Here is a 26,030-nt window from a genome sequence, read left to right on the forward strand (position 1 = left end):
GAATGGGAAAATATGTCTAATGAAACGATTATTGAAGTAAATGATGTTAGTATGGAGTTTAATTTAAGTGAACAAAAAACTGACAATCTTAAAGAATTTGTTATTAAATTTCTTAAAAGAGAACTCCACTTCCAATCTTTTTGGGCTTTAAAAAATATTTCATTAAAAATTAATAAAGGAGATAAAATAGGTTTTTTAGGATTAAATGGTGCTGGTAAAAGTACATTGCTTAAAATTATCTCAGGAGTATTGAAGCCAACAAAAGGTGAAGTAAAAATTTATGGTACTATGGCACCACTTCTCGCATTAGGTGCTGGTTTTGATCCAAACTTCAGTGGAAAAGATAATATATTCTTAAATGGTGCAGTTTTAGGTCATTCAAGAGCTGAAATGAATAAAAAATATGATGATATTGTTGATTTTGCAGAGTTAAATGATTTTATAGATGTCCCTGTTAAAAATTACTCTTCAGGTATGAAATCACGTTTAGCTTTTGCTATAGCAACTTCCGTTAATCCAGATATATTAATTCTTGATGAAGTTTTGTCAGTAGGAGATATGTCTTTCCAAAGAAAAAGTAAAGATAGAATGAATAATGTAATGTCTGATGCAACTTTATTGTTTGTTTCACATTCTGTTTCTCAGGTAAGAAATTTATGTGACAAGGCTATATGGTTACATAAAGGTTCAATTATTGCTGCTGGAGAGGTTAATGAAATTTGTGACCAGTATGAAACTTATGTGAAGAATTTATAATTTCTTTTTTTTTAAACTATTTTTAATGGATGTTTTTTCTCATGAATTTTGATGTTAATTCTTTAGTAACAGTTGCAATTCCTAATTATAACAATAAAGAATTATTAAACAATTTACTATTATCTTTAAAAAAATCAATATCATTGTCTCAAGTAATAATAGTTGATAATGCTTCTCAGGATGGGAGTGTTGATTTAATTAAAGAAAAATTTCCTGAAATTAATTTAATTGAGAACAATGTCAATAAAGGTTTTGCATGTGCGGTTAATCAAGCAATACATTTAGTTGAAACAGAATATGTATTCTTATTGAATAATGATACGGTTATTGAGAAAGATACAATACCTAGTTTACTAGAAACTATCCAAAAATCTGATGATATTTTTTCAGTTTCTTCTAAAATGATTCAATATTATAATAAAGACTTATTGGATGATGTTGGTGATGAGTATACTCTTATGGGATGGAGTAAACGAAGAGGATATGGAAAAAATATTTCCGAGTATCCTATAGATGAAGAAGTATTCAGTGCTTGTGCAGGAGCAGCATTATTCCGTATGAATGTCTTCTCAGAGATAGGTTATTTTGATGAAAACTTTGAAAGTTATGTTGAAGACATGGATTTAAGTTTTAGGGCAAGATTGTATGGATATAAATCTTATTATTCTGCAAATGCAGTAGTATATCATGTAGGTAGTGCTGCAACAGGATCTCGTTATAATAAGTTTAAAGTTAAAATATCTGCAAGAAACAATATTTATCTGATTTATAAAAATATGCCTTCGTGGATGAAACTATTAAATGGATTATTTATTATCATTGGAATTTTTATTAAATATCTGTTTTTTTATAGAAAAGGTATGGGTGAAGATTATCTTGAAGGGATTAAAGAAGGACTCAGTACGAAAAACAAATTAGTAAAAACTAATTCTTCATTAAGTAATTTATTGAAAATAGAATATTTATTAATTAAAAATACTATAACTTTTTTGAAATAGGTGTGTCTTATGGATTTATCAATAATAATTGTTAATTATCGTACTTATGAATTAACTAAACAAACTATTAATTCAGTTATTGAAACTGTTATCGATTTAGATTATGAAATTATTGTTGTGGATAATGCATCATGTGATGGTAGTTTAGAAAAATTAATTGAAGATTTTGAATCTTTCAATAATATTACATTTTTAGCAAATAAAACTAATGATGGTTTTGCCGTTGCAAATAACTTAGCATTAAAAGAATCTGTTGGAGATTATGTGCTATTGTTAAATAGTGATGTTATAGTTAAAGAAAATACAATTAATAAATCTTTAAATTTCATAAAAAATAATTCAAATATTGGTATTCTTGGTTGTAAAGTTGTTTTACCTGATGGTACTCTAGATAAAGCATGTAGACGTTCTTTTCCAACTTTTGAAGTTTCATTTTATAGAATGTCTGGTTTATCAAAAATTTTTCCAAACAGTAAAAGATTTAATAGGTATAACCTTTCTTATTTGGATGAAAATGGAACATATCCTGTGGACTGTGTAGTTGGAGCATTTATGCTCATTCGCTCAAATTTGTTAAAAGAATGTAATGGTTTGGATGAATCATTTTTTATGTATGGCGAAGATATTGATATATGTTATCGAATCAAGCAGATGGGATATGAAGTATATTACTATGGTGAATATGAAATTATTCATTATAAGGGAGCTAGTGGTAAAAATAAGAAGTTACTATATGAATTTCATAATTCCATGGAAATATTTTATAATAAACATTATAAAAAACAAGATTCTTTTTTAATAAATGCCCTAACTTATATTAGTATTTGGACTTTATATTATCTAAAATTGTTAGTTTTATCTTTGAAAACTATTTTTTAACATTTCTTTTTTTTCAAACAGAGTGTTGGCATAAATTCGTTTTTGTAATACTCTTTATCTGGATGAAACTTTTTTTAGTATGCTTGTTGCTTATGTATATCTAATTATGTGAAAAATTTCTTACTAAAACCTCCTACTGAGTGCTTACCAGATGCTCTTAGATTAAATTTAATAAAAGTAAGCGAATTAAAAGATGACTCTATAAAACAAGCAATGGATCATTAATAAATGCCGATATAAATGCAGCATGCAATATTATACCTAAAAGTAAGTAGAAATTCCCTAAATAACGACTGTATAAGTGGGCACGGACTGCACCAGGGAAAATCAAAAAAATACAAGACCATTCTAAAAAATAAACAATAAAAGAAATGAATTTCTTACATTTGATTTGAACAAAGACATAAATTTGAGTATTATTTTTTTGAAAAAAAAGGTTAATCTTTTTTAGACTAATACTTTTTTTCTCTTGAAACTAATTTGTGCTAAGTCTCAAACATTTTTATTAAATAGGAACTACATAACTAACTATTATTAAGTGGTAATATGATTAGGGAAAACCAACAATTATTTAATGTATTAAATGTTTTATTTGATATTCTTGTACTAATTGCTTCAACTTTATTTTTAAATTCAAGTATTGCAACAAGAATTATTGGATTTAATTTCAAATTCAATTTTGAAACATTTTTAACATTTTTAATAATTTTAATTCCTACATATATCTCATTGTATTATGTATTCTCATTATATACACCACAAAGAACAAACAAGTCCATTTTTTCAGAAGCTTCAACTATTGGGCAAGTAAATCTTATAGAATTTGTTATATTGTCTGCAGTAACGTTCACTGAAATTTTAGTGTTACCAGAGAATTTTTTAATATTTTTCTTTGTATTAAATTTTTTATTTGCAGTAATTGAACGTGCAATTATACGTTATTTCCTGCGATTAATGAGATCTCGTGGTTTTAACATTAAATATGTACTGATTATTGGTGCAGGAGAAGTAGGTGAAAAATTAGTGGATACTATTAATCAAAATTCTTATCTGGGTTATAAGGTAATAGGATTTTTGGATGATAATATTAAAGAACCAGTAAATGATGTTGAAATAATTGGTACCGTAAATGATTTGGAAAAAATTCTTACATCAAATCAAATTATTGATAGGGTAATTCTTAGTATAGCTCCAAGACATTACAAAACAATTGAATCTTTAATGTTTACTTGTGAAAAAAACGGTGTTAGAGCAGATATTGTTCCAGATTATTATAGATATCTTACAACTCATCCAAATATTGAATTATTGGATGATATTCCATTAATAAGTGCTAGGTACTTGCCTTTGGATATTTTCTATAACAGTCTCATTAAACGAATATTTGATGTTATATTTGTTATCTGTGTTTCCATTGTTATTTCCCCTCTACTCTTCGTTGTAGCAATTATAATAAAAACAACATCTCCTGGACCTATTATATATAAACAGGAGCGTGTGGGTGAAGGAGGAAAAGTGTTTGAAATATACAAATTCAGGAGTATGTATTCTGATAATGAGTATATTGATGATAAACATTGGACTAAGAAAAATGATCCTAGAATAACTCCTGTTGGAAAAATTATAAGAAAATTCAGTATTGATGAGTTACCTCAATTTTACAACATATTGAAAGGAGATATGAGTCTTATAGGTCCAAGACCTGAACGTCCATATTTGGTGAATAAATTTAAGGAATCTGTTCCAAAATACATGATTAAACATCATGTCCGTCCGGGAATGACGGGTTGGGCACAAATTAATGGATATCGGGGTAATACTTCTATTGTTAAAAGGATAGAATATGATATTTATTATGTTGAAAATTGGACTATGTTTTTAGATATAAGAATATTCTTTAAAACATTACCCGCATTAATAAATGATAAAAACGCGTATTAGGTGATTAATTATGAATATTAATTTAAGAGGAAAAGGCATAATATTTGTTCCGGTTATATTGTCATTAATTATTGCATTAATTGTAACTTTAATAAATCAATTTCCATTAAGCTGGGACATTTATACTCATATTAATTATGCATTGGCTTACTTACAGAATGGTATAACTAACACGGATTACTTTTTAAACGCACCTGCAGGAAAAAGTATAGGTTATCCTCCATTGTTCCATATACTTTTAATAATTGTTTCATTCGTAACTGGTTCAGGTTTAGTGGGTGGAGCAAAATTATTACAAATAATATTGGTTGTCGTCAATGTTTTAACAATAACCTATGTTGCATCAGATTTGTATGATGGAAAAACTGGGTTATTTGCTGGTTTGATTTTAATTTCAAGTTTCATGTTTACCCGGTTATTTTTACCGATTCCTGAAACTCTTGCCATGATTTTTTTCACTTTGGCAGTTTATATGTATTATAAGGCTACTATAGAATCAAAAGGAATTTATGCAATATTTACAGCTTGTCTTGCTTTATTAACGTTATTAACACATTTTTCATCTTTTGTATATTTGATGATTTTGTTGGTTGTTTTAATGTTAATTCAATCAGTTACTTTGGGCAATTTTGATGGAATAAAATATTACGTTTATGTTATGATACCAATATTTGCATTGGGATTTGTTGGTTTAATATTTTTATTCTTGTTTAGTCCTGATCATTTTACTCAAGTATTGTCTGGTGTTGTATCAATTATCAACAATCCTTTTGATTTATTTATGGGTCAAGTTGCAATGGGGTTAGAAAGGTATGTTAAGTGTGTAGGAGTGTTATCTTTAATTTTTGCTATTATAGGTTTGTATTTTTCTTTTAAAAAGAAAGAATTTTATTTTGTATCTCTATGGGCTTTGGTAGCATTTTTATTTACTAATTTGCATTGGTTTGGAATACCTGTATATACATTTAGGTTATTATTATACCTTATTATACCTATGGTAATTCTTGGTGGTTATGGTTTATCTAATTTATTGGATTCTGTAAAAACTTCAGACAAAAGGCTTCCTATAATATTGGTTTTAGCTTTAATAATTTTATCAGTAGGTTTATGTATTGTCCATATAAACGATCCTTCTGTAACAATTTTCAGTGCAAACACAGAACAATCAACTTTTCAGATAGCACCACCTACATTAGAAGAACAAGAATTAATAAATTATTTCAAAAACGAAGAACACAACAATAAATCCATATTAATAAATAACTTATACTTTGGAACAGTACTCTCAAGTATGGATGAAATACCTATACATTATCAATTCGATGTTTACACAAACAAATCACTATCAAAATCATCATCAACATCATTAAACGAAGAAAAAATAGGATACATAGTCTATGATAAGAAGTTAATAATGAATAACACATCTGATTATGAATCATTAGATGTAATGTATGTGAATGGTAGTTTTTACCCATCATATTATTTCACCAAAGAAATAACCGAGGATAATTTCCAAAATATAAAATTACCATCAACAGAGAAAACATTTGAAAACAATCGGTTTATAGTATGTAAAGTATATTAGGAGAAAAAAATATGAATATTACAATAATAGGAACAGGATATGTGGGACTTGTTACTGGTACATGTTTCTCCGATATGGGGAATGAAGTATATTGTGTAGATGTACTGGAAGAAAAAATACAATCATTAAAAGAAGGAAAAATTCCAATATATGAACCAGGATTAGAAGAATTAATTAAACGAAATTATGGGCGAGGAAATCTACATTTTACAACAAACCTTAAAGAAGGATTAGATAATTCCGAGCTATGTTTTATAGCGGTAGGAACCCCTATGGGTGAAGATGGAAGTGCAGATTTACAATATGTTAGACAAGTAGCTCAACAAATAGGAGAAACAATTATTCATGATATGATAGTTGTTGACAAGTCAACAGTACCTGTAGGTACTGCAGATGAAGTTAAAACTATCATTAATGAACAACTAGAAAAAAGAGGAGAATCATACTCAATATCAATAGTGTCTAATCCAGAATTTTTAAAAGAAGGAAATGCAGTAAATGACTTTATGCACCCAGATAGGATAGTTGTTGGGGCAGATGATGAAAATGCTATAGAAGTTATGAAACTATTATATGATCCATTTACAAAAAATCATGAACGAATGATAATAATGGATATTAAAAGTGCAGAAATGACAAAATATGCATCAAATTCCATGTTAGCTAATAGAATTTCATTCATGAATGAAATGGCAAATATCTGTGACAAAATAGGGGCAAATATAGATAATGTAAGAAAGGGTATGGGAAGTGACTCCAGAATAGGATCAAGCTTTTTATATCCTGGTTGTGGATATGGTGGAAGTTGTTTCCCAAAAGATGTAACTGCACTAATAAAAACTGCAACCGATTCGGGATATGAGCCAAAATTACTAAAAAGTGTTGAAGAAGTAAACAATCAACAAAAATCCTATTTGGTAAATAAGATAAAAAAAGTTCTAGGGGAAGATCTCACTGGTTTAACTTTTGCAATATGGGGATTAGCATTCAAACCTGAAACAGATGACATGAGAGAAGCACCATCAATAACTATAATAAGAGAATTGTTAGATGCGGGTGCAACAATAAATGCATATGATCCAAAAGCAATGGATGTTGCAAAAGAATTTTACTTTAAAGATTGGGATATTAACTATTTTAATGATAAATATTCCACAATAAAAAATGCTGATATCTTAATTATAATAACAGAATGGAAAGAATTTCGAAGTCCAGACTTCAATAAAATAAAAAGTAATCTGTCTAAAAATATGATATTTGATGGTAGAAATCAATTTAAAAATAGTACAATGCAAAAATTAGGTTTAAAATATTATGCAGTGGGAAAATAGTTCCCATCTGCCTTTTTTTATGTTTGTTCTCCACTTTCAGTATAAGTATTATTTTCGTTTACATTCACATATAAGTGACGTATTTTATATGGTTGGTTGTTACTATCATATAATGTGAATTTAATATCTTTTTTACCACTAGTCATTGTAATGTTAGTTTTAATATTTTTACGTCCATTATTTTTAACTTTAACTTTTTCTTCTTGTAATGTGACGTTATTGGTTTCATTAGTAACTTCTACTTTTACAGTATATTCCATGTCTCTATGTTCATTGTTAACAATGGACATTGTTAAATTTAATACTTCTCCATTTGTAAAATTATAATATCCTTTTTCATCGGGAGTATTGTGTATACCAGAAACTTTAAATGTTGTATTTCCCTGGAATAATGCACTAGGGCTATTTTCACTCCAATTACCTGAAGTAACTAATGCTGCTGATGCTAACACTGCAATTATTGCGACAACAGTAATTAATGTAAACAATCTGTTTATCCGGTAATCATTAAATAACTCATGAGTATTTTTTTCTTTAACTTTTATGTAATACAATGGTAACAATATAATTAATGTAATTACAACAAGCACTAAAGAAACATGTCTCATATTAAGCATATGTTCTATTTGAACTATAATTAATCCAATGATTGATGTAAAAACTAAACTAGCAAATATTGAAATTCCTAAACGTTCACCTAAACGAATTGCATCCTTATATGGATTAAGAATATTTAATAGGAGATATCCAGGTAATAACATGATAAATGGAATACATAAACCGAACCATAATGGTATGACACTAAATGGTGGTACTTCCATTCCAATATAAGAAACGATACAGAATATCACTAACATGTAAATTATACGTTTCAAATGTTTTTCCGCATATTCCTTTGGATTTTCTATTTTACTAATATTGCTTTGTGTTCTTAATCCTGAAGTAATTATTAAAATTATTGCGATTAAAGATAAAAACAATAATATACTACTTGCAGTCATTTTAAAATAATAAACAATTCCTGCACTTATCAACGAAAACAGTAAACCTAGAGGTATGATTAAGGTTACTTTTCGTAAAACTTCTTTAATATCTAATAAGGGATACTTTAATTTTGTTGCTGCAATTCCAACAATGAGGAAGTCTACAGCAAATAACCCTACGAACAAATAAGTATTATTCACTAAATTCAATAAACTTAGAATAAGTGGTATTAGTGTTAATATAAATAAAACAACCAAACTTTTGGATGTTGAATTAGCTATTTTTCTCCCTCCATGAAATCATAATATATTATAATATATTTATTTAAATTCTAATTTTTAAACTTTGTTATTATTTTAATCATATTTTTAAGTCATAAAATTTTTTCATTTAAAAATTAATAATTCTAAATATACTTATTTATAACAGATAAATCATATAATAATATAATTATTTGATAATAAAGGAAAATATTACTTTTTATTTAATCTTAATCTTTAATAATTTTAACTCTTATTTCTATTCTAATAATTACTTATTAATCAAATGATTAAAATTATAAAAAAGAGGATGAAAATTAATGTTAAATGTTGAAACGTTTATCACAGAGAATAAGGGAACAAATGGAATCATAAGACAAAGCAATGAAGATTTCTATGTTGATGAAGTCCCATTACAATTACCTTCCGGAGAAGGACCTAATACATGGTTACACATAGAAAAAAATGGAAGAACAACATTGGATGTAGTATTGGACATTGCACGTGAATTACATCTCAGCCGAAAAAGAACAGGATTTGCAGGAATGAAGGACCGTTCTGCAATAACCAGACAATGGTTATGTATTTCAAATATCACTCCACAAGAATTACCTGACTTTAATGAAATATTACACAACGTAAAAATACTTGAAATAAAACAAAATCAGAAAAAATTAAGAATGGGCCAGTTAAAAGGAAATAAATTCAAAATTAACATCCGAAATACCAATAATCCATCTGAAGATAAACATATAGCAGAAGAAGTCTTAGAATCATTAAAAAAAACTGGTGTACCCAATTATTATGGATATCAGCGTTTCGGCGAAGTAAGATCTACAACACATTTAGTGGGAAAATGTCTTGTAGAAGGTGACATAAAAAAAGCAGTAGATACTTATATTGGACATCCTAACGAAGAAGAACATAATCAGCCATATGAAGCAAGAAAATTATATGATGAAGGAAAACTTGAAGAAGCATATAATATAATGCCAAAAAGTATGAGATACGAAAAATCAATGATTCGTGAATTAATGATTTCAAAAGATAAACATGGAGAATTAGTAGAAAAAGATTATATACGAGCCATAGAATCATTACCAAAACCATTAAAAAGAATGTTCGTTAACGCATATGAATCATACTTATTCAACAAAATAATTAATGAACGAGCAAAAATAGGTATTGACAAATACTTAGAAGGAGATATAATAATCGACTCCGAAGAACGTTGGGTGCATGAAATTAACAAAGAAACAATACAAGATGATATGGATAAGTTTATACTAAACCCAACAGCACCACTACTCGGATCAAAAGTGCCACTAGCAGAAGGTATTCAAGGCAAAATAGAAGAAAAAGTAATTCATGATGAAAACATTCTTAAAGAATCATTTGCATGCCCAAAAACACCAAAATTAGGTAGTCATGGCATAAGAAGAAGTATTCGATTTAAAATAGAAGATACACATGTTGAAGAAATAAATGATGGAATTTCAGTCGAATTCTTCATACCAAGAGGATGTTATGCAACTGCAGTACTACGAGAAATAATGAAAAAAAATGTATAAAAAAAAGTTGGGATGAATAACTATTCATCCTTTAAAATTTCCGGAACATAACCCTTTAAAAGTAAAGATAATGTGATTATAGTCACAGAACTTAAAGCCATAGCAAAAGCACTGAATTCAGGTCTGAAAAAGATATTAAATGGAATTAAGATTCCTGCAGCAACAGGAATTAATATGATATTATACGCAAATGCCCAGAATAAATTAAGTTTAACCCTCGACATAGTCTTTCTACTAATTTGAATACTAGCAACAGCATTCAATAAATCTCCATTAATTAAAATCACATCTCCTGACTCTATGGCAACATCAGTTCCCGTACCCATAGCAACCCCAACATCTGATTTAGTTAAACTAGGAGCATCATTAATTCCATCACCAATGAAAGAAACTATCTTATTCTCATTTTGTAATTGTTTAACATAATCTAATTTTCCTTGTGGTAAAACTTCCGAAACAACATTACTGATTCCAACTTTTTCAGCAATTTTCTCACAAGTATTCCTATTATCACCACTAACCATCGAAGTTTCAATATCCATGGAATGAAGAGTTTCAATAGCATTAATACTATTTTCTTTAATCTTGTCTTCAACAGATATTATTGCCAAAATATTATTTTCATCAGCTAAAATAACACTAGTTTTCAAATCAAGTTCTTCTTTTTCTAAATCCTCAAGGATACTTCCAGGTAAATCAATGTCATATGTATTCATTAACTTTTTATTACCCACATAATATTGAATATCATCTATACTTCCTATAACTCCTTTACCTGTGATATTTTCAAAGTTATCAACATCATATAATTCATATCCCTGTTTATCTTCATTATTAAATAAAGCACTAGATATTGGATGTTGTGAGAACTGTTCTATTGAACGAACAATACATAAAATTTCATCATCACTTTTTTCTGAATAATTAATAATAGTACTAAGAGTAGGTTGACCTACAGTAATTGTACCAGTTTTATCAAGCAACACATGGTTTATTTTATCTGAAACTTCTAAAGTTTCCCCATCTTTAATAAGAATTCCATACTTAGCTGCTAAACCAACACCTACAGTTAAAGCTGTAGGAATTGCAAGACCTAAAGCACATGGGCAAGCCACAACAACTACTGAAATAAAAATACTTAAACTGAATAAAAATGCTTGCCTAAAAATCACATACCATACAATAAAGGAAACTAGGGCAATTAATAAAATTGCAGGAATAAAATATTTAATTATTTTATCAGCTAATTTCTGTATAGGAGGACTTGAATTTTGAGCTTCTTGTACCATTGAAATAATCTGTGACAAAACAGTTTTTTCACTAGTATTTGTGACTTTGAATTTAAATGTTCCTTCCTTGTTTATGGAACCACCTATAACATTTGAACCCACTTCTTTATGGATTGGTTTTGATTCACCAGTTACTAAAGATTCATCAACATAACTGTTTCCATCTATAATTTTTCCATCAAGAGGTATTTTTTCTCCAGGTTTTACTATTATAATATTTCCTTTCAAAACTTCATTGATAGGCATTTTCTCTTGAATTACCTTATTTTCAATATATTTCTCAACAGTAGCCTCTGTTGCTTTAAGTTGTACTAATTTTTTTATAGAATCTGAAGTTTTTCCTTTAGCTCGGTCTTCTAAATATTTACCTAGCATTAAAAATGATCCTAACATAATACTTGTATCATATAACATGAATTCATTAGTTCCTAATAAACCGAATGTACTTATTAAACTAGCTAAAAAAGACACACTTATTCCTAATGAATACATTACATCCATATTTAAATTTTTATGTCTTATAGAAGTTAATCCAGATTTTAGGATAGGATATGATACATAAATGAATGGTAAAATTGATATAGCTAACATTATGTATGATGCATTTGGACCTAAATTAAAGTTTCCAAACATCAATATCATTAATATTGCTGAAAAGAAGAATCCAACAACAATTCGGTATAATTTTCTTTTTTGATTTTCTTCATGTTTTTTCTCAATTACGTCATTGTTAATGGAGCTATTATCATGAATGCCCATGTATTCGTAACCAATATTGTTAATTCTTTCTCCTACATCTTCAATAGTAACTACTTCTGGGTTAAACAGTACATCTGCAGTTTCAGAGACAAGATTAACATGGGTTGAATATACTCCGGGCATTTTTGATACTGCGGAGGTCACGGCTCTTGAACACATTACACAGGTCATTCCTGCTACATTTATTGTTTTTTTTTAATAGTTGCAGGAAAACCTATGGTATCTAAAGAACTTAAAATTTCTTCAACATCAAACTTTTCATCATCATATTTAACTTTAACTTCTTTGGTTTCAAGATTTGCATCAACATTTGTTACTGCTTCATTTGAAGTTAATGTTTTAGTAATTGTATTAACACAAGCATTACAATGCATATCTTCAACTACAAAAGTATCTTCTTTGTCACTCATTTGTTCTTCCTCCTTTATTTTTTATTGAAAAATTTTTTTTAGTCTATACTAAATTTATACTAGGAAGTTTTATAAATATTTATCTAAAAATAAAATAATCTTATTTCTTCATCAAAACAATAATAAACATTGAGTTAACAGGATAAATTAATAAAATAAAAAAAATATATTAAAAAAAGTTAATTTAAGGAAATTAAAGAGTTATCCGCATCTACAGTAATAATTTCATCAGTTTTTAAATAAGTAGTAACATCAACTTCTGGATTATCGACCATAGGAATTTTAGATATTATTGCACCAATAGCAATTATAGGCTCAGCATTCTGACAAATAATTGCTTTAGGAGCAGTTTTATTCTTAGCCATTTGATAAATTACATAAGAACCTACAGTAGATCCTTTACCTGAAGGAATAACTAATATCTTATCAGTAATGCATTGATCATATAATTCATGTTTTTTATCAATCACTAATCCCGTATTTGGATCAACTCCTCCTAAAAAACTAATAGGATCTTTTGTAACTAATAATTCACCAGTATCTTTTCCTTTTGAAATCATTCTACATTTGATGTGTTCGGACATGGTTGGAATACTCCCTTTATAATAAACCTTCTGAACGTATTAAATCCATAAATGTTTTTACATCATCATTTGTTGTTTCTGTTTGTTCGGTTTTTGTTTCTTTTGGTGTTTGTTTTTGTTCTTGTTTTGGTGTTTCTTGTGGTTGTGTTTCTGTTTGTATTAGTCCTTGTTCTCTTAGTGTTTGTGTGAATGATTTTCCGTCATTTGTAATTTTTGTTTGTTCGGTTTTTGTTTCTTTTGGTGTTTGTTTTTGTTCTTGTTTTGGTGTTTCTTGTGGTTGTGTTTCTGTTTGTATTAGTCCTTGTTCTCTTAGTGTTTGTGTGAATGATTTTCCGTCACTTGTTGTTTCTGTTTGTTCGGTTTTTGTTTCTTTTGGTGTTTGTTTTTGTTCTTGTTTTGGTGTTTCTTGTGGTTGTGTTTCTGTTTGTATTAGTCCTTGTTCTCTTAGTGTTTGTGTGAATGATTTTCCGTCACTTGTTGTTTCTGTTTGTTCGGTTTTTGTTTCAACTTTTTCTTTTGTTTCTTTTACTGCTTGTTCTACTTTTGGTTTTGTTTCTTCAATTTTTTCGGATATTTTTTGAGCTTGTATTAGTCCTTGTTCTCTTAGTGTTTGTGTGAATGATTTTCCGTCACTTGTAGTTTTTGTTTCTTCTATTTTGGTTCCGATTTTTTCTTTTGTTTCTTTTACTGCTTGTTCTACTTTTGGTTTTGTTTCTTCAATTTTTTCGGATATTTTTTGAGCTTGTATTAGTCCTTGTTCTCTTAGTGTTTGTGTGAATGACTTTTCATTACTATTTTCTTCTATTTTAGCTTCTACTTTTTCTTTTACCTGAGAAACAACCTCTTTTGCATCTTCTTTAATTTTTTCAGTAATGTTCACTTTTTCTTCTTCAGGTTCTGGTTTTTCCACGACTTCTTCCACGGTTTTATTATCTTCTTGAGGTGCAGCACGTGTTTCTATTTTTTGTTCTTGTTTTTCGATTTCTTTTTCAACTTTTTCTTTTAGTTCAGCTTCTTTTTCTGCTTCTTCTTTTGCTTTTGCTTGAGCTGCAGCTGCTGCTTTTGCTTCCTCTTTTTTTCTTTTTTCTTCATTTTTTCTGATAATAATTTCTGAAATTCCTGGTGCTACACGTCTTTTAAGTTGCATTTTTGCTTTTTGAACAAGGTATGATGTTTTAGTTTTATATGCATTTTTTTCATTTTCAATAATTTCAATTTTTATCTCTTTATCTTGAGATTTTGGTTTTACCTGTGCTTTATGTAAGTTTTGCACTGATCTTGGATTTTTTCCAGAAATATTGTGTGGTTTTTGATTTTCTGGGTTTGCATCCCTAAAATTAGCTTTATTTTCACTCATTTTTATCCCATTCCATATTTTTTCAATATAACTCTTGTACTAATCCTAAAATATAAATAATTCAGTGTTTTTCAGTTTTTTCTTATAAAAATTCCATCTTTTTTTATAATTAAACACTTTATACTTAATTTATTATATGTTATCATGGTTAATTAATTTTCTTATAATTTTTTTCCATGAGAAGTAAAGTATCATTTATTAAAGATATTGTTCATTATTAATAATTATGATTTAATTTCTTTAATAATCTTTCTAAATTGGGATGTGTTATAGTAAATTTTTAAAAAAATAGTTTGTTTGAAGGTGTTAATAACCTACATATGTTGTAAATCTTAATGCGATACAAATTAATGCAATGATTACTGCTCCAATAATTACTTGGTTAGGAGAGAGTTTTATTCCTGAAGTTTCATCATCGAAGTATCTGACTATACCTGCCCCACTTGCAGGTAATGTTTTTTTATTTTTTCGTGCCATTTGTTTACCTCCTATTGTCTTTGCTTACCTCTGTGAATATTTATAGTATATTATATCTTTTATTATATTATTAATTTTGTGTTATTTTTTCTCATATTCTTTAACCATTTTTATTGCACAAAAGTCTCCACACATACTACACATTTCATCGTCACTTGTTTTTGCACTTTCGTAATATTCACGGGCGGTTTCTCCATCAATGGCTAATTCAAACTGTTTATTCCAATCAAAGTTTTCTCGTGCTATGGCCATTTCTTTTTCTTTTCTCATAGTGCTTGGAATTTCTTTAGCAACATCTGCTACTTCTGCAGCTATTTTTGATGCTATTACTCCTTGTTTTACATGTTCTACTGTAGGTATACAAAGATGTTCTGCGGGAGTTACATAACATAAAAAGTCTGCTCCACTTGATCCTGCAATACTTCCTCCTATGGCAGCAGTTATATGGTCGTAACCTGGGGCTATATCTGTAACTAGGGGTCCTAGAACGTAGAATGGTGCATTATCACATATTGTTTTTTGTATTTGCATGTTGGCTTTTATTTGTTTGATAGGTACATGGCCTGGGCCTTCTACCATTACTTGTACGTCATTTTCTTTTGAGCGTTTCACTAATTTTCCTAGTGTGGTTAATTCTCTTATTTGTGCTATGTCTGTTGCATCATGGATACATCCTGGTCTTAATCCATCTCCTAGGGATAGTGTAACATCATATTCTTTACATATCTCTAACAGGTAATCGAAATTTTTGTATAATGGATTTTCTTTTTCGTTGTGCATTATCCAAGCAGCGGTTAATGCTCCTCCTCTACTTACTATTCCCATCAGTCTTTTTGAATCTTTTACAGATTCTATTGAATCTTTATTAATTCCACAGTGTACTGTTATAAAATCTACGCCTTCTTTTGCTTGGTTGGTGATGGTATTAAAGATTGTGTCTTCATCCATTTCAACTATTGCTTTTCCGATATTGGTTGTATCGGCTCCTGCTTCGTAAATTGGGACTGTTCCTAATGGTATGTTTGTATGTTCTCTTATTGTTTTTCTTATTTCATGTAATTTAGGGCCGGTACTTAAATCCATTACAGCATCTGCACCATATTTTATCAATACTTCTAATTTTTCAAGTTCTATTTCTATATCTTCCATTTCTGTTGAGGAACCTATGTTAGCATTTATTTTTGTACGTAAATTTTTTCCTATACCTGTTGGTATGGTGTTGTTTCTATTGTTTTTTGGAATTACTATTTGTCCTTTAGCAATAAGTTTTCGTAATTTTTCTTCACTTATTTCTTCTTGTTTAGCTACATATTTCATTTCAGGAGTTATATTTCCCTTTTTTGCTTCTTCTAGTTGTGTCATTTAGAAACCCCTATTGATATGTTTTTTTTTTATTTTTATTTTCTTTATTTTTCATATCTATTGTTTTTTCTTTTTGTTTATTTTCTTATTTATTTTATTCTTTTATCATTTTTTACCGTAAAGTATATATATTATATTACACATAAATTGTTATGTGCCACTGCCGGGGTGGCTCAGCTGGTTAGAGCGCACGGCTCATAGGGTATTAAGCAAAGCTCTGACTTTTTCCTGGGATACCGTGAGGTCGCGGGTTCGAATCCCGCCCCCGGCACTCATACTATTTATGGTATGAGTATTCTAACTAATTGATATTTTTTTATCAGTTAGGTTTTTACTGTTTTTTTTATATTTTTGAGAGTGTGCAACAATTATTGTGTTTTAGGATAATTGTTATGGGCACTTATATTCAATTTTAATTTTATATTCTATTTTTTAATTTAGATTTATTGTCTTTTTATTGTTTGTTAGTTCTTTTTGTTCTATGTTATGTATTTTTACTATGTTTTGTGCTGTGGCCATGAGTGTTTGTTGCATTTTTGCGTTGTTTACTCCTAGTAGGTGGTATTGTCTGTATTTTAGTGTGTATTTGTTGTATGCGAATCGTGGTTCGACCATTGGCATTCTCTTCTTGTATTGTGCTTGTCCGTTTGGTGTTTCGAATTTATAAGCCAGTAGTTCTTTGGCATCGCTTGTGTAATCGGTTATTACTTTACCTGTCATCTTGTTGGTTAAGCAGATCTTTTTGGATGGGCATTTGCTGCATTCACTGGTGTAATATATTATTCTGTCCGTGTATTTTCCAGGGTAAACTTGTTTAACGGGTAGTATTTTGTTTTCTGGACAGATGTATGCGTAGTTTTCTTCGTCTTTTATCATGTTGTGTTTTCCGTATCCGTCTTTTTTGTTATTGTTGGTTTTTCTTTGGCTGTTTCGTCTTAGACAATCTTTTTGTTTGCCTGCTTGTTCTCTATTTGGCATTAATATTGAGTATTTTCCTTCTTCGTAGATATCGTGTACTGTTTGGTTGGTGTAGTATCCGTTATCGGCTAGTATATCTATGTTTTGCATTATTTGTTCTGATTCTTCATTTGTTAGGTTTAGGGCGTTTTGTAGGTTTGTTTGTGTCTGGTTTATCATTGGTATTAGTTGTTTTTGGTCGTTTCCATCTGTGGTTACGTCTACTGCTATTATTAGTCCGTTTTTGTTGTCTACTACTATTTGTTCGTTGTATCCGGTTTGTGTTATTCCTTCTTTGTTGGGACTTTTACGTGCTTCTGGATCTGTATAATTAACGGTATTTTTACCACTCTTTTCTAGTTCTGTTTTGCATTTTTCTAGTTTTTTTATTTGTTTGTATGCTGTTTCTGGGTGTTCTATGGCTTGTTTTAGTATTTGTTTTCCACAGAAGTTTAAATCATTTTCATCGATGAGTTCATACATTTCTTCGTCAAATTTGCTCTCATCATGCTCCATACTGTTTTTCATCGGTTTATTGCGGTAAGTATCTAATGTTTGTTGTTCTTCATCCACTTCATCTTGTGATTCTTCGTGTTTTATTTTCTTTATTGTTTTTGGTTTTTCATCTGGTTTAACTTTGATATTACGTGCTTCTCGTAGTGCTTCTTTGATTTGTTCTTTGGTATTGTTTGTATTTTGTACTGTTTTGTTTTCTCGGTTTTCTAATGCTTTATTTTCTTCCATATCAGTAATAATGCCTTTACGGATGATATGTAAAAGTTTTAGTACATCTTCATTGGTTAAATTATTATATTTATTGGCATATGCTCGTGTTTTACTTCCATCGATACTAATGCTGTCTAAATCAATTAAATTTTTGTTATGTCCATAATTGATTGTTTCAAGAAAAATTTTTTCTATAATCTCCTTGTGTTCGCGTTTAAAAGCTGCGATAGTGCTGAAAACAGGGGTTTGAAATCCAGCCAAATACATAAACACGATATTCTCACGAACAATACGTTCCAACTTACGACTACTATGAATAGAATAAATAGTACCCAAAATGATGATACGAACCAACATGGCCGCATGATAAGCCTTCTGACCAGGAGTATCAACATACTGAAAATCAATCTCACTAAAATCCACACAATTCACAAGTTTTTCAATAAAAAAACAAACATGATCATCAGGAATCATAGTACGTATATCCTTAGGTAACAAAAATGTCTGACCAATAGTATCTTCTTGTAAAACCATAAATAACAAAACCATTAAATTCAATTCTCTATATAATATATTTATACAACCTTATATATAAATATACCTAAAAAACACAATTAATAAGTAAAATAAAAATTAATACGAAAAATTTATAAAAAAATAATTAAAATCAATGAATTATAATAAAAATAGAAAGATTTAAATTATAAAAAAATTAGTTATGTCTGAGAGTTGTCGCACACCCTCTTTTTGTGATTGTTGCTTGTATTTTTATGTTTTTTATTACATTTTATAACAATTGTTATATAATATATCTTATAAACATATATATAATAAATCTAAACTATTGGAGATATTTCATGACAAAATTGTATGAAGACTTGATTTCAAGACAAATTGAAATTTTTACACAAGAAGAACAAGAAAAATTAAGAACAACTCCTATTGTTGTAGTAGGAACTGGTGGATTAGGTGGCATAATAGTAGAACAATTTGTTCGTGCAGGTTTCGAAACATTAACTATCATCGATCAAGACGTGTTTGATAAAACAAATTTAAACAGACAATTAAGAAGTAATTTAGAAACAATAGGCAAATCAAAAGTAAAAGTAACAAAAGAAGCTGCAGAAAAAATAAATCCAAATGTAAACATTACTGCTTATGATTTAACAATAAATCAACACAATATTTCAGAGATTTTCAAAGGAAATGAAATATTAGTTGATGCAGTTGATAATGTATATACAAGAGTAATGATTTCAAGAGAAGCAAAAAAACAAGGAATGACTTTTGTACACAGTGCTGTTGATAAAACATTAGGTCAATTATCAGTTTTTGAACCGAAATCTCCTACATATGAAGAAGTATTTAAATTAAAATCATTAGGTTATGAATTAGATCAAGTTAAAGATTATTTGTTAAGTTTAAGCATTAAAAAACCGCAAGTTCTCGGAATAACTCCTGCAATTTTTGGTTCTTTAGAAGTTAATGAAACAATAAAATACATATTAGGAAAGGAAAATATTGTTTTAGCTCCTAAAGTGTTACAATGGGATATTTTTGATATTTCTTCATTTAGGATAATTGATTTTTAATATTACTTTTATAAAAATTTTTTTTTGATGATTTTACACTTAGATTTATTTGAGTGTAGGCGACTAGTATTAGTACTAAACTTTCTATTTAACATTTTAATCCGTTTTTAATTTTTTTTTATAAAAATTCTTTAAAATTAGACTAATAACTACACAATTTCAAAAGTATTTTTTTTAAACAATCAATTAAATGAAAAAAAATTAATACTAAGATAATTATAAAATTTATTAAAGTTTCATTAATAAAAATATTAAGGTGAATATTTATGTCTGAACGAGATGACAAAATAGACCAAATAATTAAACAGATAGATGAATATGGCTCTAAATTTTTAAGATTACAGTTTTCTGATATTCATGGTATTCCTAAAAGTATGGCGGTATCACTTAAAAAACCAGATGATGCCGAAGATATAATTAATGATGGGTTATTATTTGATGGATCATCCGTACCCGGTTTTGTTGATATTAATGACAGTGACTTAGCATTAAAGCCAGACATTAATACTTTTTCAACATTACCATGGAGGCCTGAAGATAAAGGAACGGGCCGGTTTATTTGTGATATCTACAATACAGATGGTAGTAATTTTGAAGGTGATCCGAGGGGAGTTCTTAAAAAATCTTTGAAAAAAGCAGATGAAAGAGGATATCAATTTAATATGGGTCCTGAACCTGAATTTTTCATTATTGAACGTGATGAAAATGGAGAGTTCAAGCCTTCAGATGATGCATTTTACTTTGATGTTGAACCACTGGATAAAGGAACCGATTTGAGAAGAGAAATAGTATTAGGATTAGAAAAATTGGACTTTCATATTGAACTTAGTCATCATGAAGCTGCACCAGGACAACACGAAATCGATTTCAGATTTGCTGATGCAATGAAAACTGCTGATGCAGTAATTACTTTCAAACAGGCTATTAAAGCTTTGGTAAGTAATTTAGGATATGATGTTACATTTATGCCTAAACCTTTCTTTGGTGTTAATGGTAGTGGTATGCATTGTAATCAGAGTTTATTTAAGGATGGAAAAAATATTTTTTATGACCCTAATACAGAAACTGGTTTGTCACAGGAAGCTCTTTATTTCATTGGTGGGTTATTAAAACATGCTAAAGCATTGTCTGCTATTTTATCTCCTACTGTTAATTCATATAAACGTTTAGTTCCGGGTTATGAAGCTCCTTGTTATATTGCATATGGACTTAGGAATAGATCTACTCTTTTAAGAATTCCGGCATCAAGAGGTCTTGGTACAAGAATAGAGTGCAGATCACCGGATCCTTCATGTAATCCTTATTTGGCCTTTGCAGTATTGCTTGAAGCCGGATTGGATGGTATGGATAATAAAATTGATCCTGGAGAACCTACAGAATTTAATGCATTTGAATTTACTCCGGAAGAATTGTTAGAAAAAGGTATTGATACTTTACCTACCAGTCTTTGGGAAGCTTATCATTCATTGGAAAAAGATGAAGTTGTCATTAATGCATTAGGGGATTATGTTTATAATCAGTTTTATAACATTAAACGTCAGGAATGGGATGATTATAGGGTTCAAGTATTTGATTATGAACGTGACAGATACTTAAATGTATAATTTTATTTATTTCCTTTTTTTTTTAACAATTTGTTGATATACGGAATGTTCACTTTTCACAGATGTTATCTACTGTAATAAACATTTCAAAATAAATAAAATGAATATAGTTACAAATAAAATATTAAAATATAACTTAATTATTCTAACATTTAAAAGTGAAGATTCAATAATATCTAATCTATAATTTTTTTTACGAGTGATTGTTAGAATAAAACTTAATTAACACAAAATTATTTAATATTAATGACTCTGAGAATACTTTAAAATTTTGATTAATAATGCAACAATTCATACTCTATCTACATATGGAACCACGAATTAAAAAAATAATTTATTATTTATTGACTAATACAATAATATTCTATTAGGATGTGATACTATCACAGTACAACAAGAAACCGATATGAAAATGATGGAAATTTTAAGAATATTATACAATGAAAATGAAATTTTGGGTGCTAAAGTAATTTCTGAAGAATTAAATAATAGAGGATATTCTTTAGGGGAAAGAGCAGTAAGATATCATATGCATATTCTTGATGAAAAAGGTTTGACAGAAAAAATTGGATATAAAGGTCGAAAAATAACATCTAAAGGAATAGATGAACTTAAAAAAGGATTAATATATGATCAAGTGGATTTCACATATTCTCGTTTTCAAGAAAAAATGTATAATGTATCCTTAGATTACAATACTTCAAAAGGATTAGTTATAGTAAATTTGTCTAGTATTAATGAAGTTGATTCAAAAGATATTATAGATGAATTCTTTAAAAATGGGCTGGCAGTAAGTCAAAAATATAATTTTTACGAACAAAATAATGAAACTTATATTGAAACAGTATGTGGAACAACAATTGATGGTGTCTTCCAAAAAAATGGAATAGTTACTAAACCATTATATGGTGGATTATTAAAAGTTGAAGATTATACTCCTATTAATTTCATAGAACAGATATCTTATGAAAAAACATCTATCACTCCTCTTGAAGCATTCACAAGTCATGATAACACGTCAGTATTGGATGTTGCTAATGATGGAACCGGTGTAATTCCCGCAAATTTCAGAATCATTCCAGCGTCTAAACGTGATGATGCAATAAAAATCATTAATAAATTATCTAAAATAGGTGTTGGTGGAGTAATACATGTTGGTGAAGCAGGTAAATCTGTATTGGGAATTCCAGTTCCAGAAAACATGATTGGAATAGTGATTATAGGTGGAGTAGCTCCTTTATGTGCTGCCCAGGAAAGTGGTTATGATTTAAATATCAAACTTGCTGATAGTTTTGCCGAATATAGTCAAATGTCATTAGTTCATAAGAATGTTAAATTACCTCTAAAAAAATGTTCTAAAAAATCTAAACAGAATGTTTCATTTGTTTTAAATAAAATATATAATTTAATATCTAATGTGGATTATGATATTGAATCTTTTACCGGAAATGTTATTTCAAACATATCTTATATTGAAAAAACATTTGTGGATGATGCTATTGAAATATTGGATAATTTATATAAAAATAAACAGGAATACTGTATGGGGAATAATTATGCTCTTGTTGATGAAAAAGATGATAAAATAGGTATAGCTACTATTTGTAGTTTAACTATTGATGGAATTTTAACTAATTATGGAATTAATGTTAATCCAGTTTATAGTGGTATTCTTGATATTTATAAGAAGAACAGACGCTTTATAGAACTTGTATCTTATAAAGGTTCTTCTGTAGATCCTCATGAAATTTTTATCAAAAAAAATATGCATGATATAAATGGTTCTTTATCTAATGATGGTAAGATATTGGCAAGTGTGCATACAGTTCCTTATGTTTCTCGTGATGCAAGTAAAGATATTTTGGATATTATAAAAAAATCTGGTTTCGATGTACTTAAACTTGGTCAAACTAATGAATATATGTATAATGCAAAAATAGAAAAATATCATTTTGGTTATGTTGTACCTGGCGGTTTAAATCCTATAGCTGCTATTAAAGAAGAGGGGATACCTGTTGATGTAAAATCTATAGAAAGGATTATGGATTATTCTTCTTTTGAAGAGTTATAATTCATTTTATATTTCTTATTTTTCCATAGTTTGTTATTATTTTTAATTGTTTTTGTCTCTTTATTGCTGTTTTATATTTTTCCAAGTAATTTTTAAGTATTCCTAAAAATCAATTGATTTAAATACTTTTTTTAATAGAGTTACAGTTATACAATGGTAGGTATTGTTTAAGGAGTAAAATAAAACTTATTATTTGTATAATTGGTGATTTAATATGGTTAATCAAGTTTTGAATAACTTGGTAAATAAAATAAGAGTGATTTAATATGGCAATAATTATTGATACAAGTATATGTCAAGGAGTAGATGCATGTCCAGAACACGGATTATGTATAGAAATATGTGCATTAAATGCATTAGATAATGTTGATGGTAGACCAGTAGTTAATGAGGATGCATGTCCGGAATGTGGTCTGTGCATTATGAATTGTCCAAAAGAAGCTATTTCTAAACCATAAGTTTTATATTTATATTTTTTTATTCTATTTTTAATTTTTATTAATTCATTTTTTTTTTTAAAAAAAGGGGAATTTAAGGGGATTAATTAAGATTTATGTTATTATAACATCTAGTTTATCATCTTTTATAGCGTTTTTAATTTCTCTTGAAATTCTACGACCCATACTCATAACTTCACCAAATTGGATGTATGAGTAAGCTGAACCATTCATGAATGTGTTTGTACCACCATCAATACGAGCACTCATTTCAAATATAACAATTTCACGATCATCATTTACTAGGCATTGTAGACAAAATGGACCGTTCATACCAGGTTTAACTAATTCTTTTGCTGTTTCAACGAGTTTATCACCGTTTTCAAATACTTGTGGTAATAAGGATTCTCTGATTACAACAGGATGGTTTCCACTAACAACATATGATGGACTTAGATTTGCTTCAATTTGTTCTTGGGCTGGAATTCTTACAATTCCATCAATGTTTGTTTCATATCTACTATCCATACCTAGAACTTCTACTTCATCTTTTAAAGCAGAGTAGAAATAATGAATACAGAAGTTTGTTCCACATACATATTCTTCTATATGTGCATCTTTAACATCTTCATCAGTTATCCATCCTCTTGATTTCATTTCATCAATTTTTTCTTGGAATTCATCATAACTTGAGCAGATAAAGTATCCTTGTCCTCCTCTTGCCCCAGGGAATTTGACCATAACTGCTTTATCAATATCTTCAGGATTTTCGTATTTATTTGGCATTCTGATACCTGATTCGGTAATCATTTTTCTTTCTTTATCTCTTTCTGCTTCCCATCTTAGGATGTCACGGTTTCCAAACATAGGTACATTGAATTTGTCTTCAACATTGCTTAAACCAGCATAAGCAACAAATGATCCATGAGGTACAACAATAGCATTCATTGCTTTTAGTTGTTCTTGAACTTCTTCATTTACTATGTCTTTATATTCATCGACAAATATAAATTCATCAGCCACTCCAAATCTTTGGTATGGTACTTCTTTTCCTTTTTCACATACTACTGCTGTTCTGAATCCTTCTTGTTTTGCTCCTCTAAGAATATGTAAAGCTGTGTGACTACCAAGTGTAGCTATTGTAATATTTTCTTTATCATATCCTTCAAGTATTTTATTTATGTCTTCTTTTTTTACTTTTCCCATTTTTTACACCATATATATCATGAATATTAATGATAATTTATATTCATATTTTTGTATATTCTTATTAAAATAGTAATTTATATTTAATTTTATGATTAAAATTTCTGCTTTTAAACAACTAGAAAAATACTAAAAATTTGAATTATATAAATATATTCAAGTTTGAAAATAATGACATAATCAAATTAATTATTTAGTAAGGAGTTTAACATGTTAAAGGTAAATCAAGATCATTGTTTGGGGTGTGGTGCATGTATAATAGTGTGTCCAGTAAACCAGAAAATATGTCCGGAGGTAATTGGAGGAAATGGTCCGGATACAACTGATGTAATTATGTTAGTAGAAAATGGGATTATAAAATTGTTTCACCCCGAAAAATGTATAGGCTGTAGAAGCTGTACAAATACTTGTCCAACTAAGTCAATATATCATGGAGAATAAAAATATGGAAGTAATAATAAACACAGGAACAAGTATCATACAAGCTTTTTATGAGAAAAAAGGTTCAACACTAAAAGATGAGTATAGACAATCTACTGCAGTAGCCTTTATGGATGTAAAGGATATGGAAAAAATGTCACTAAAACCAAGGGATAAAATCAAAGTTCAGACAGATTGGGGCGAAGTTGTATTATTTGTGGATAAATCCCATGATTCTCCTCATGAAGGAATGATTTTTATACCAAAAGGACCTTGGGCAAACATTGTAATCAGTCCCGAAACTTACTGTTGTAACATCCCTACTTACAAGGGTATACCGGCATCTATAACAAAAACAGATGAAGACGTCTTATTAGTTTCACAATTAATGAATAAAACATATAACAAATACAATTTAAGTCCAGAAAACTTATCGGATAAACCAATTTATAAGAAAAAGGAGGATTAAAT

General features: G+C 28.7%; 22 protein-coding genes and 1 tRNA gene. 14 read left to right on the forward strand and 9 right to left on the reverse strand.

Features of this window, described 5'->3' with window-relative positions; all coding sequences use genetic code 11:
• Positions 1-12 precede the first annotated feature (12 nt).
• From PXD04_RS12905 to PXD04_RS12930, 6 genes are all read left to right on the forward strand, one after another.
• Positions 13-756 carry an ABC transporter ATP-binding protein gene (locus PXD04_RS12905; protein WP_323737281.1) on the forward strand — a complete coding sequence of 248 codons (744 nt, stop codon included), beginning with the start codon at positions 13-15 and terminating at the stop codon, positions 754-756.
• A 41-nt stretch (positions 757-797) separates the two neighbouring features.
• Entirely contained in the window at positions 798-1,754 is a 957-nt protein-coding gene (locus tag PXD04_RS12910) for a glycosyltransferase family 2 protein (protein WP_323737282.1), read from the forward strand.
• A 9-nt stretch (positions 1,755-1,763) separates the two neighbouring features.
• On the forward strand, positions 1,764-2,633 hold the full coding sequence (locus PXD04_RS12915; RefSeq protein WP_323737283.1) for a glycosyltransferase family 2 protein: 870 nt from the start codon (positions 1,764-1,766) through the stop codon (positions 2,631-2,633).
• 546 nt (positions 2,634-3,179) lie between these two features.
• Positions 3,180-4,574 carry an undecaprenyl-phosphate glucose phosphotransferase gene (locus PXD04_RS12920; RefSeq protein WP_323737284.1) on the forward strand — a complete coding sequence of 465 codons (1,395 nt, stop codon included), beginning with the start codon at positions 3,180-3,182 and terminating at the stop codon, positions 4,572-4,574.
• Positions 4,575-4,584: 10 nt separating this feature from the next.
• A complete protein-coding gene (locus PXD04_RS12925; protein ID WP_323737285.1) occupies positions 4,585-6,162 on the forward strand; it encodes a hypothetical protein in 1,578 nt (525 codons plus the stop codon).
• A gap of 11 nt (positions 6,163-6,173) precedes the next feature.
• Positions 6,174-7,493, forward strand: a complete 1,320-nt coding sequence (locus PXD04_RS12930) for a UDP-glucose/GDP-mannose dehydrogenase family protein (RefSeq protein WP_323737286.1) — start codon at positions 6,174-6,176, stop codon at positions 7,491-7,493.
• Positions 7,494-7,510: 17 nt separating this feature from the next.
• Here the strand turns inward: PXD04_RS12930 and PXD04_RS12935 are convergent, their stop codons facing one another.
• Positions 7,511-8,662, reverse strand: a complete 1,152-nt coding sequence (locus PXD04_RS12935) for a DUF1616 domain-containing protein (RefSeq protein ID WP_323737287.1) — start codon at positions 8,660-8,662, stop codon at positions 7,511-7,513.
• Between the two features lie 395 nt (positions 8,663-9,057).
• Between PXD04_RS12935 and truD the strand changes: the two genes are divergently transcribed.
• On the forward strand, positions 9,058-10,308 hold the full coding sequence (gene truD, locus PXD04_RS12940) for a tRNA pseudouridine(13) synthase TruD (protein WP_323737288.1): 1,251 nt from the start codon (positions 9,058-9,060) through the stop codon (positions 10,306-10,308).
• A 20-nt stretch (positions 10,309-10,328) separates the two neighbouring features.
• Here the strand turns inward: truD and PXD04_RS12945 are convergent, their stop codons facing one another.
• From PXD04_RS12945 to thiC, 6 genes are all read right to left on the reverse strand, one after another.
• On the reverse strand, positions 10,329-12,527 hold the full coding sequence (locus PXD04_RS12945; RefSeq protein WP_323737289.1) for a heavy metal translocating P-type ATPase: 2,199 nt from the start codon (positions 12,525-12,527) through the stop codon (positions 10,329-10,331).
• An 11-nt stretch (positions 12,528-12,538) separates the two neighbouring features.
• Positions 12,539-12,766 carry a heavy-metal-associated domain-containing protein gene (locus PXD04_RS12950; RefSeq protein ID WP_323737290.1) on the reverse strand — a complete coding sequence of 76 codons (228 nt, stop codon included), beginning with the start codon at positions 12,764-12,766 and terminating at the stop codon, positions 12,539-12,541.
• 179 nt (positions 12,767-12,945) lie between these two features.
• On the reverse strand, positions 12,946-13,350 hold the full coding sequence (locus PXD04_RS12955; RefSeq protein WP_323737291.1) for a DUF126 domain-containing protein: 405 nt from the start codon (positions 13,348-13,350) through the stop codon (positions 12,946-12,948).
• A gap of 16 nt (positions 13,351-13,366) precedes the next feature.
• Positions 13,367-14,707, reverse strand: coding sequence for a hypothetical protein (locus PXD04_RS12960; RefSeq protein ID WP_323737292.1), 1,341 nt, complete (start codon positions 14,705-14,707; stop codon positions 13,367-13,369).
• Positions 14,708-15,013: 306 nt separating this feature from the next.
• Positions 15,014-15,184 carry a preprotein translocase subunit Sec61beta gene (locus tag PXD04_RS12965; protein WP_323737293.1) on the reverse strand — a complete coding sequence of 57 codons (171 nt, stop codon included), beginning with the start codon at positions 15,182-15,184 and terminating at the stop codon, positions 15,014-15,016.
• 81 nt (positions 15,185-15,265) lie between these two features.
• Positions 15,266-16,546 (reverse strand): phosphomethylpyrimidine synthase, encoded by a 1,281-nt coding sequence (gene thiC / locus PXD04_RS12970; RefSeq protein WP_323737294.1) that lies wholly within the window; start codon positions 16,544-16,546, stop codon positions 15,266-15,268.
• A gap of 162 nt (positions 16,547-16,708) precedes the next feature.
• Here thiC and PXD04_RS12975 point away from each other — a divergent pair.
• Positions 16,709-16,817: transfer RNA gene (locus PXD04_RS12975), tRNA-Met, on the forward strand.
• Between the two features lie 161 nt (positions 16,818-16,978).
• Here PXD04_RS12975 and PXD04_RS12980 read toward each other — a convergent pair.
• Positions 16,979-18,763 (reverse strand): IS1182 family transposase, encoded by a 1,785-nt coding sequence (locus PXD04_RS12980; RefSeq protein ID WP_323737295.1) that lies wholly within the window; start codon positions 18,761-18,763, stop codon positions 16,979-16,981.
• Positions 18,764-19,086: 323 nt separating this feature from the next.
• Here PXD04_RS12980 and PXD04_RS12985 point away from each other — a divergent pair, with 323 nt between their 5' ends.
• The 4 genes from PXD04_RS12985 (at position 19,087) to PXD04_RS13000 (ending at position 23,954) form a co-directional block, all read left to right on the forward strand.
• A complete protein-coding gene (locus PXD04_RS12985; RefSeq protein WP_323737296.1) occupies positions 19,087-19,821 on the forward strand; it encodes a HesA/MoeB/ThiF family protein in 735 nt (244 codons plus the stop codon).
• 266 nt (positions 19,822-20,087) lie between these two features.
• On the forward strand, positions 20,088-21,425 hold the full coding sequence (gene glnA / locus PXD04_RS12990) for a type I glutamate--ammonia ligase (protein WP_323737297.1): 1,338 nt from the start codon (positions 20,088-20,090) through the stop codon (positions 21,423-21,425).
• Between the two features lie 406 nt (positions 21,426-21,831).
• Positions 21,832-23,496, forward strand: a complete 1,665-nt coding sequence (locus PXD04_RS12995; RefSeq protein ID WP_323737298.1) for an NrpR regulatory domain-containing protein — start codon at positions 21,832-21,834, stop codon at positions 23,494-23,496.
• Positions 23,497-23,762: 266 nt separating this feature from the next.
• Entirely contained in the window at positions 23,763-23,954 is a 192-nt protein-coding gene (locus PXD04_RS13000) for a 4Fe-4S binding protein (protein ID WP_323737299.1), read from the forward strand.
• A gap of 93 nt (positions 23,955-24,047) precedes the next feature.
• Here PXD04_RS13000 and PXD04_RS13005 read toward each other — a convergent pair whose 3' ends face one another.
• Positions 24,048-25,139: a formate--phosphoribosylaminoimidazolecarboxamide ligase gene (locus tag PXD04_RS13005; RefSeq protein ID WP_323737300.1), complete on the reverse strand. Its 1,092-nt coding sequence runs from the start codon at positions 25,137-25,139 to the stop codon at positions 24,048-24,050.
• Positions 25,140-25,349: 210 nt separating this feature from the next.
• Here PXD04_RS13005 and PXD04_RS13010 point away from each other — a divergent pair, with 210 nt between their 5' ends.
• A complete protein-coding gene (locus PXD04_RS13010) occupies positions 25,350-25,580 on the forward strand; it encodes a ferredoxin family protein (protein WP_323737301.1) in 231 nt (76 codons plus the stop codon).
• 4 nt (positions 25,581-25,584) lie between these two features.
• Positions 25,585-26,028 (forward strand): molybdopterin dinucleotide binding domain-containing protein, encoded by a 444-nt coding sequence (locus tag PXD04_RS13015; protein ID WP_323737302.1) that lies wholly within the window; start codon positions 25,585-25,587, stop codon positions 26,026-26,028.
• The last annotated feature ends 2 nt before the right edge of the window (positions 26,029-26,030 follow it).

Origin of the sequence: Methanosphaera sp. ISO3-F5 (assembly GCF_034480035.2) — an archaeon.
In the GTDB taxonomy this organism is placed as follows: Archaea; Methanobacteriota; Methanobacteria; order Methanobacteriales; family Methanobacteriaceae; genus Methanosphaera.

Excerpts from the sequence above, each read along its gene's own strand:
- thiC (WP_323737294.1), bottom strand. The coding sequence starts at position 16,546 with ATGACACAACTAGAAGAAGCAAAAAAGGGAAATATAACTCCTGAAATG.
- PXD04_RS12920 (WP_323737284.1), top strand. The coding sequence starts at position 3,180 with ATGATTAGGGAAAACCAACAATTATTTAATGTATTAAATGTTTTATTT.
- PXD04_RS12995 (WP_323737298.1), top strand. The coding sequence starts at position 21,832 with ATGAAAATGATGGAAATTTTAAGAATATTATACAATGAAAATGAAATT.
- PXD04_RS13015 (WP_323737302.1), top strand. The coding sequence starts at position 25,585 with ATGGAAGTAATAATAAACACAGGAACAAGTATCATACAAGCTTTTTAT.
- PXD04_RS12915 (WP_323737283.1), top strand. The coding sequence starts at position 1,764 with ATGGATTTATCAATAATAATTGTTAATTATCGTACTTATGAATTAACT.
- glnA (WP_323737297.1), top strand. The coding sequence starts at position 20,088 with ATGTCTGAACGAGATGACAAAATAGACCAAATAATTAAACAGATAGAT.
- PXD04_RS12925 (WP_323737285.1), top strand. The coding sequence starts at position 4,585 with ATGAATATTAATTTAAGAGGAAAAGGCATAATATTTGTTCCGGTTATA.
- truD (WP_323737288.1), top strand. The coding sequence starts at position 9,058 with ATGTTAAATGTTGAAACGTTTATCACAGAGAATAAGGGAACAAATGGA.
- PXD04_RS12905 (WP_323737281.1), top strand. The coding sequence starts at position 13 with ATGTCTAATGAAACGATTATTGAAGTAAATGATGTTAGTATGGAGTTT.
- PXD04_RS13005 (WP_323737300.1), bottom strand. The coding sequence starts at position 25,139 with ATGGGAAAAGTAAAAAAAGAAGACATAAATAAAATACTTGAAGGATAT.
- PXD04_RS12910 (WP_323737282.1), top strand. The coding sequence starts at position 798 with ATGAATTTTGATGTTAATTCTTTAGTAACAGTTGCAATTCCTAATTAT.
- PXD04_RS12965 (WP_323737293.1), bottom strand. The coding sequence starts at position 15,184 with ATGGCACGAAAAAATAAAAAAACATTACCTGCAAGTGGGGCAGGTATA.
- PXD04_RS12930 (WP_323737286.1), top strand. The coding sequence starts at position 6,174 with ATGAATATTACAATAATAGGAACAGGATATGTGGGACTTGTTACTGGT.
- PXD04_RS12945 (WP_323737289.1), bottom strand. The coding sequence starts at position 12,527 with ATGACCTGTGTAATGTGTTCAAGAGCCGTGACCTCCGCAGTATCAAAA.
- PXD04_RS13010 (WP_323737301.1), top strand. The coding sequence starts at position 25,350 with ATGTTAAAGGTAAATCAAGATCATTGTTTGGGGTGTGGTGCATGTATA.
- PXD04_RS12950 (WP_323737290.1), bottom strand. The coding sequence starts at position 12,766 with ATGAGTGACAAAGAAGATACTTTTGTAGTTGAAGATATGCATTGTAAT.
- PXD04_RS12955 (WP_323737291.1), bottom strand. The coding sequence starts at position 13,350 with ATGTCCGAACACATCAAATGTAGAATGATTTCAAAAGGAAAAGATACT.
- PXD04_RS12985 (WP_323737296.1), top strand. The coding sequence starts at position 19,087 with ATGACAAAATTGTATGAAGACTTGATTTCAAGACAAATTGAAATTTTT.
- PXD04_RS13000 (WP_323737299.1), top strand. The coding sequence starts at position 23,763 with ATGGCAATAATTATTGATACAAGTATATGTCAAGGAGTAGATGCATGT.
- PXD04_RS12960 (WP_323737292.1), bottom strand. The coding sequence starts at position 14,707 with ATGAGTGAAAATAAAGCTAATTTTAGGGATGCAAACCCAGAAAATCAA.
- PXD04_RS12980 (WP_323737295.1), bottom strand. The coding sequence starts at position 18,763 with ATGGTTTTACAAGAAGATACTATTGGTCAGACATTTTTGTTACCTAAG.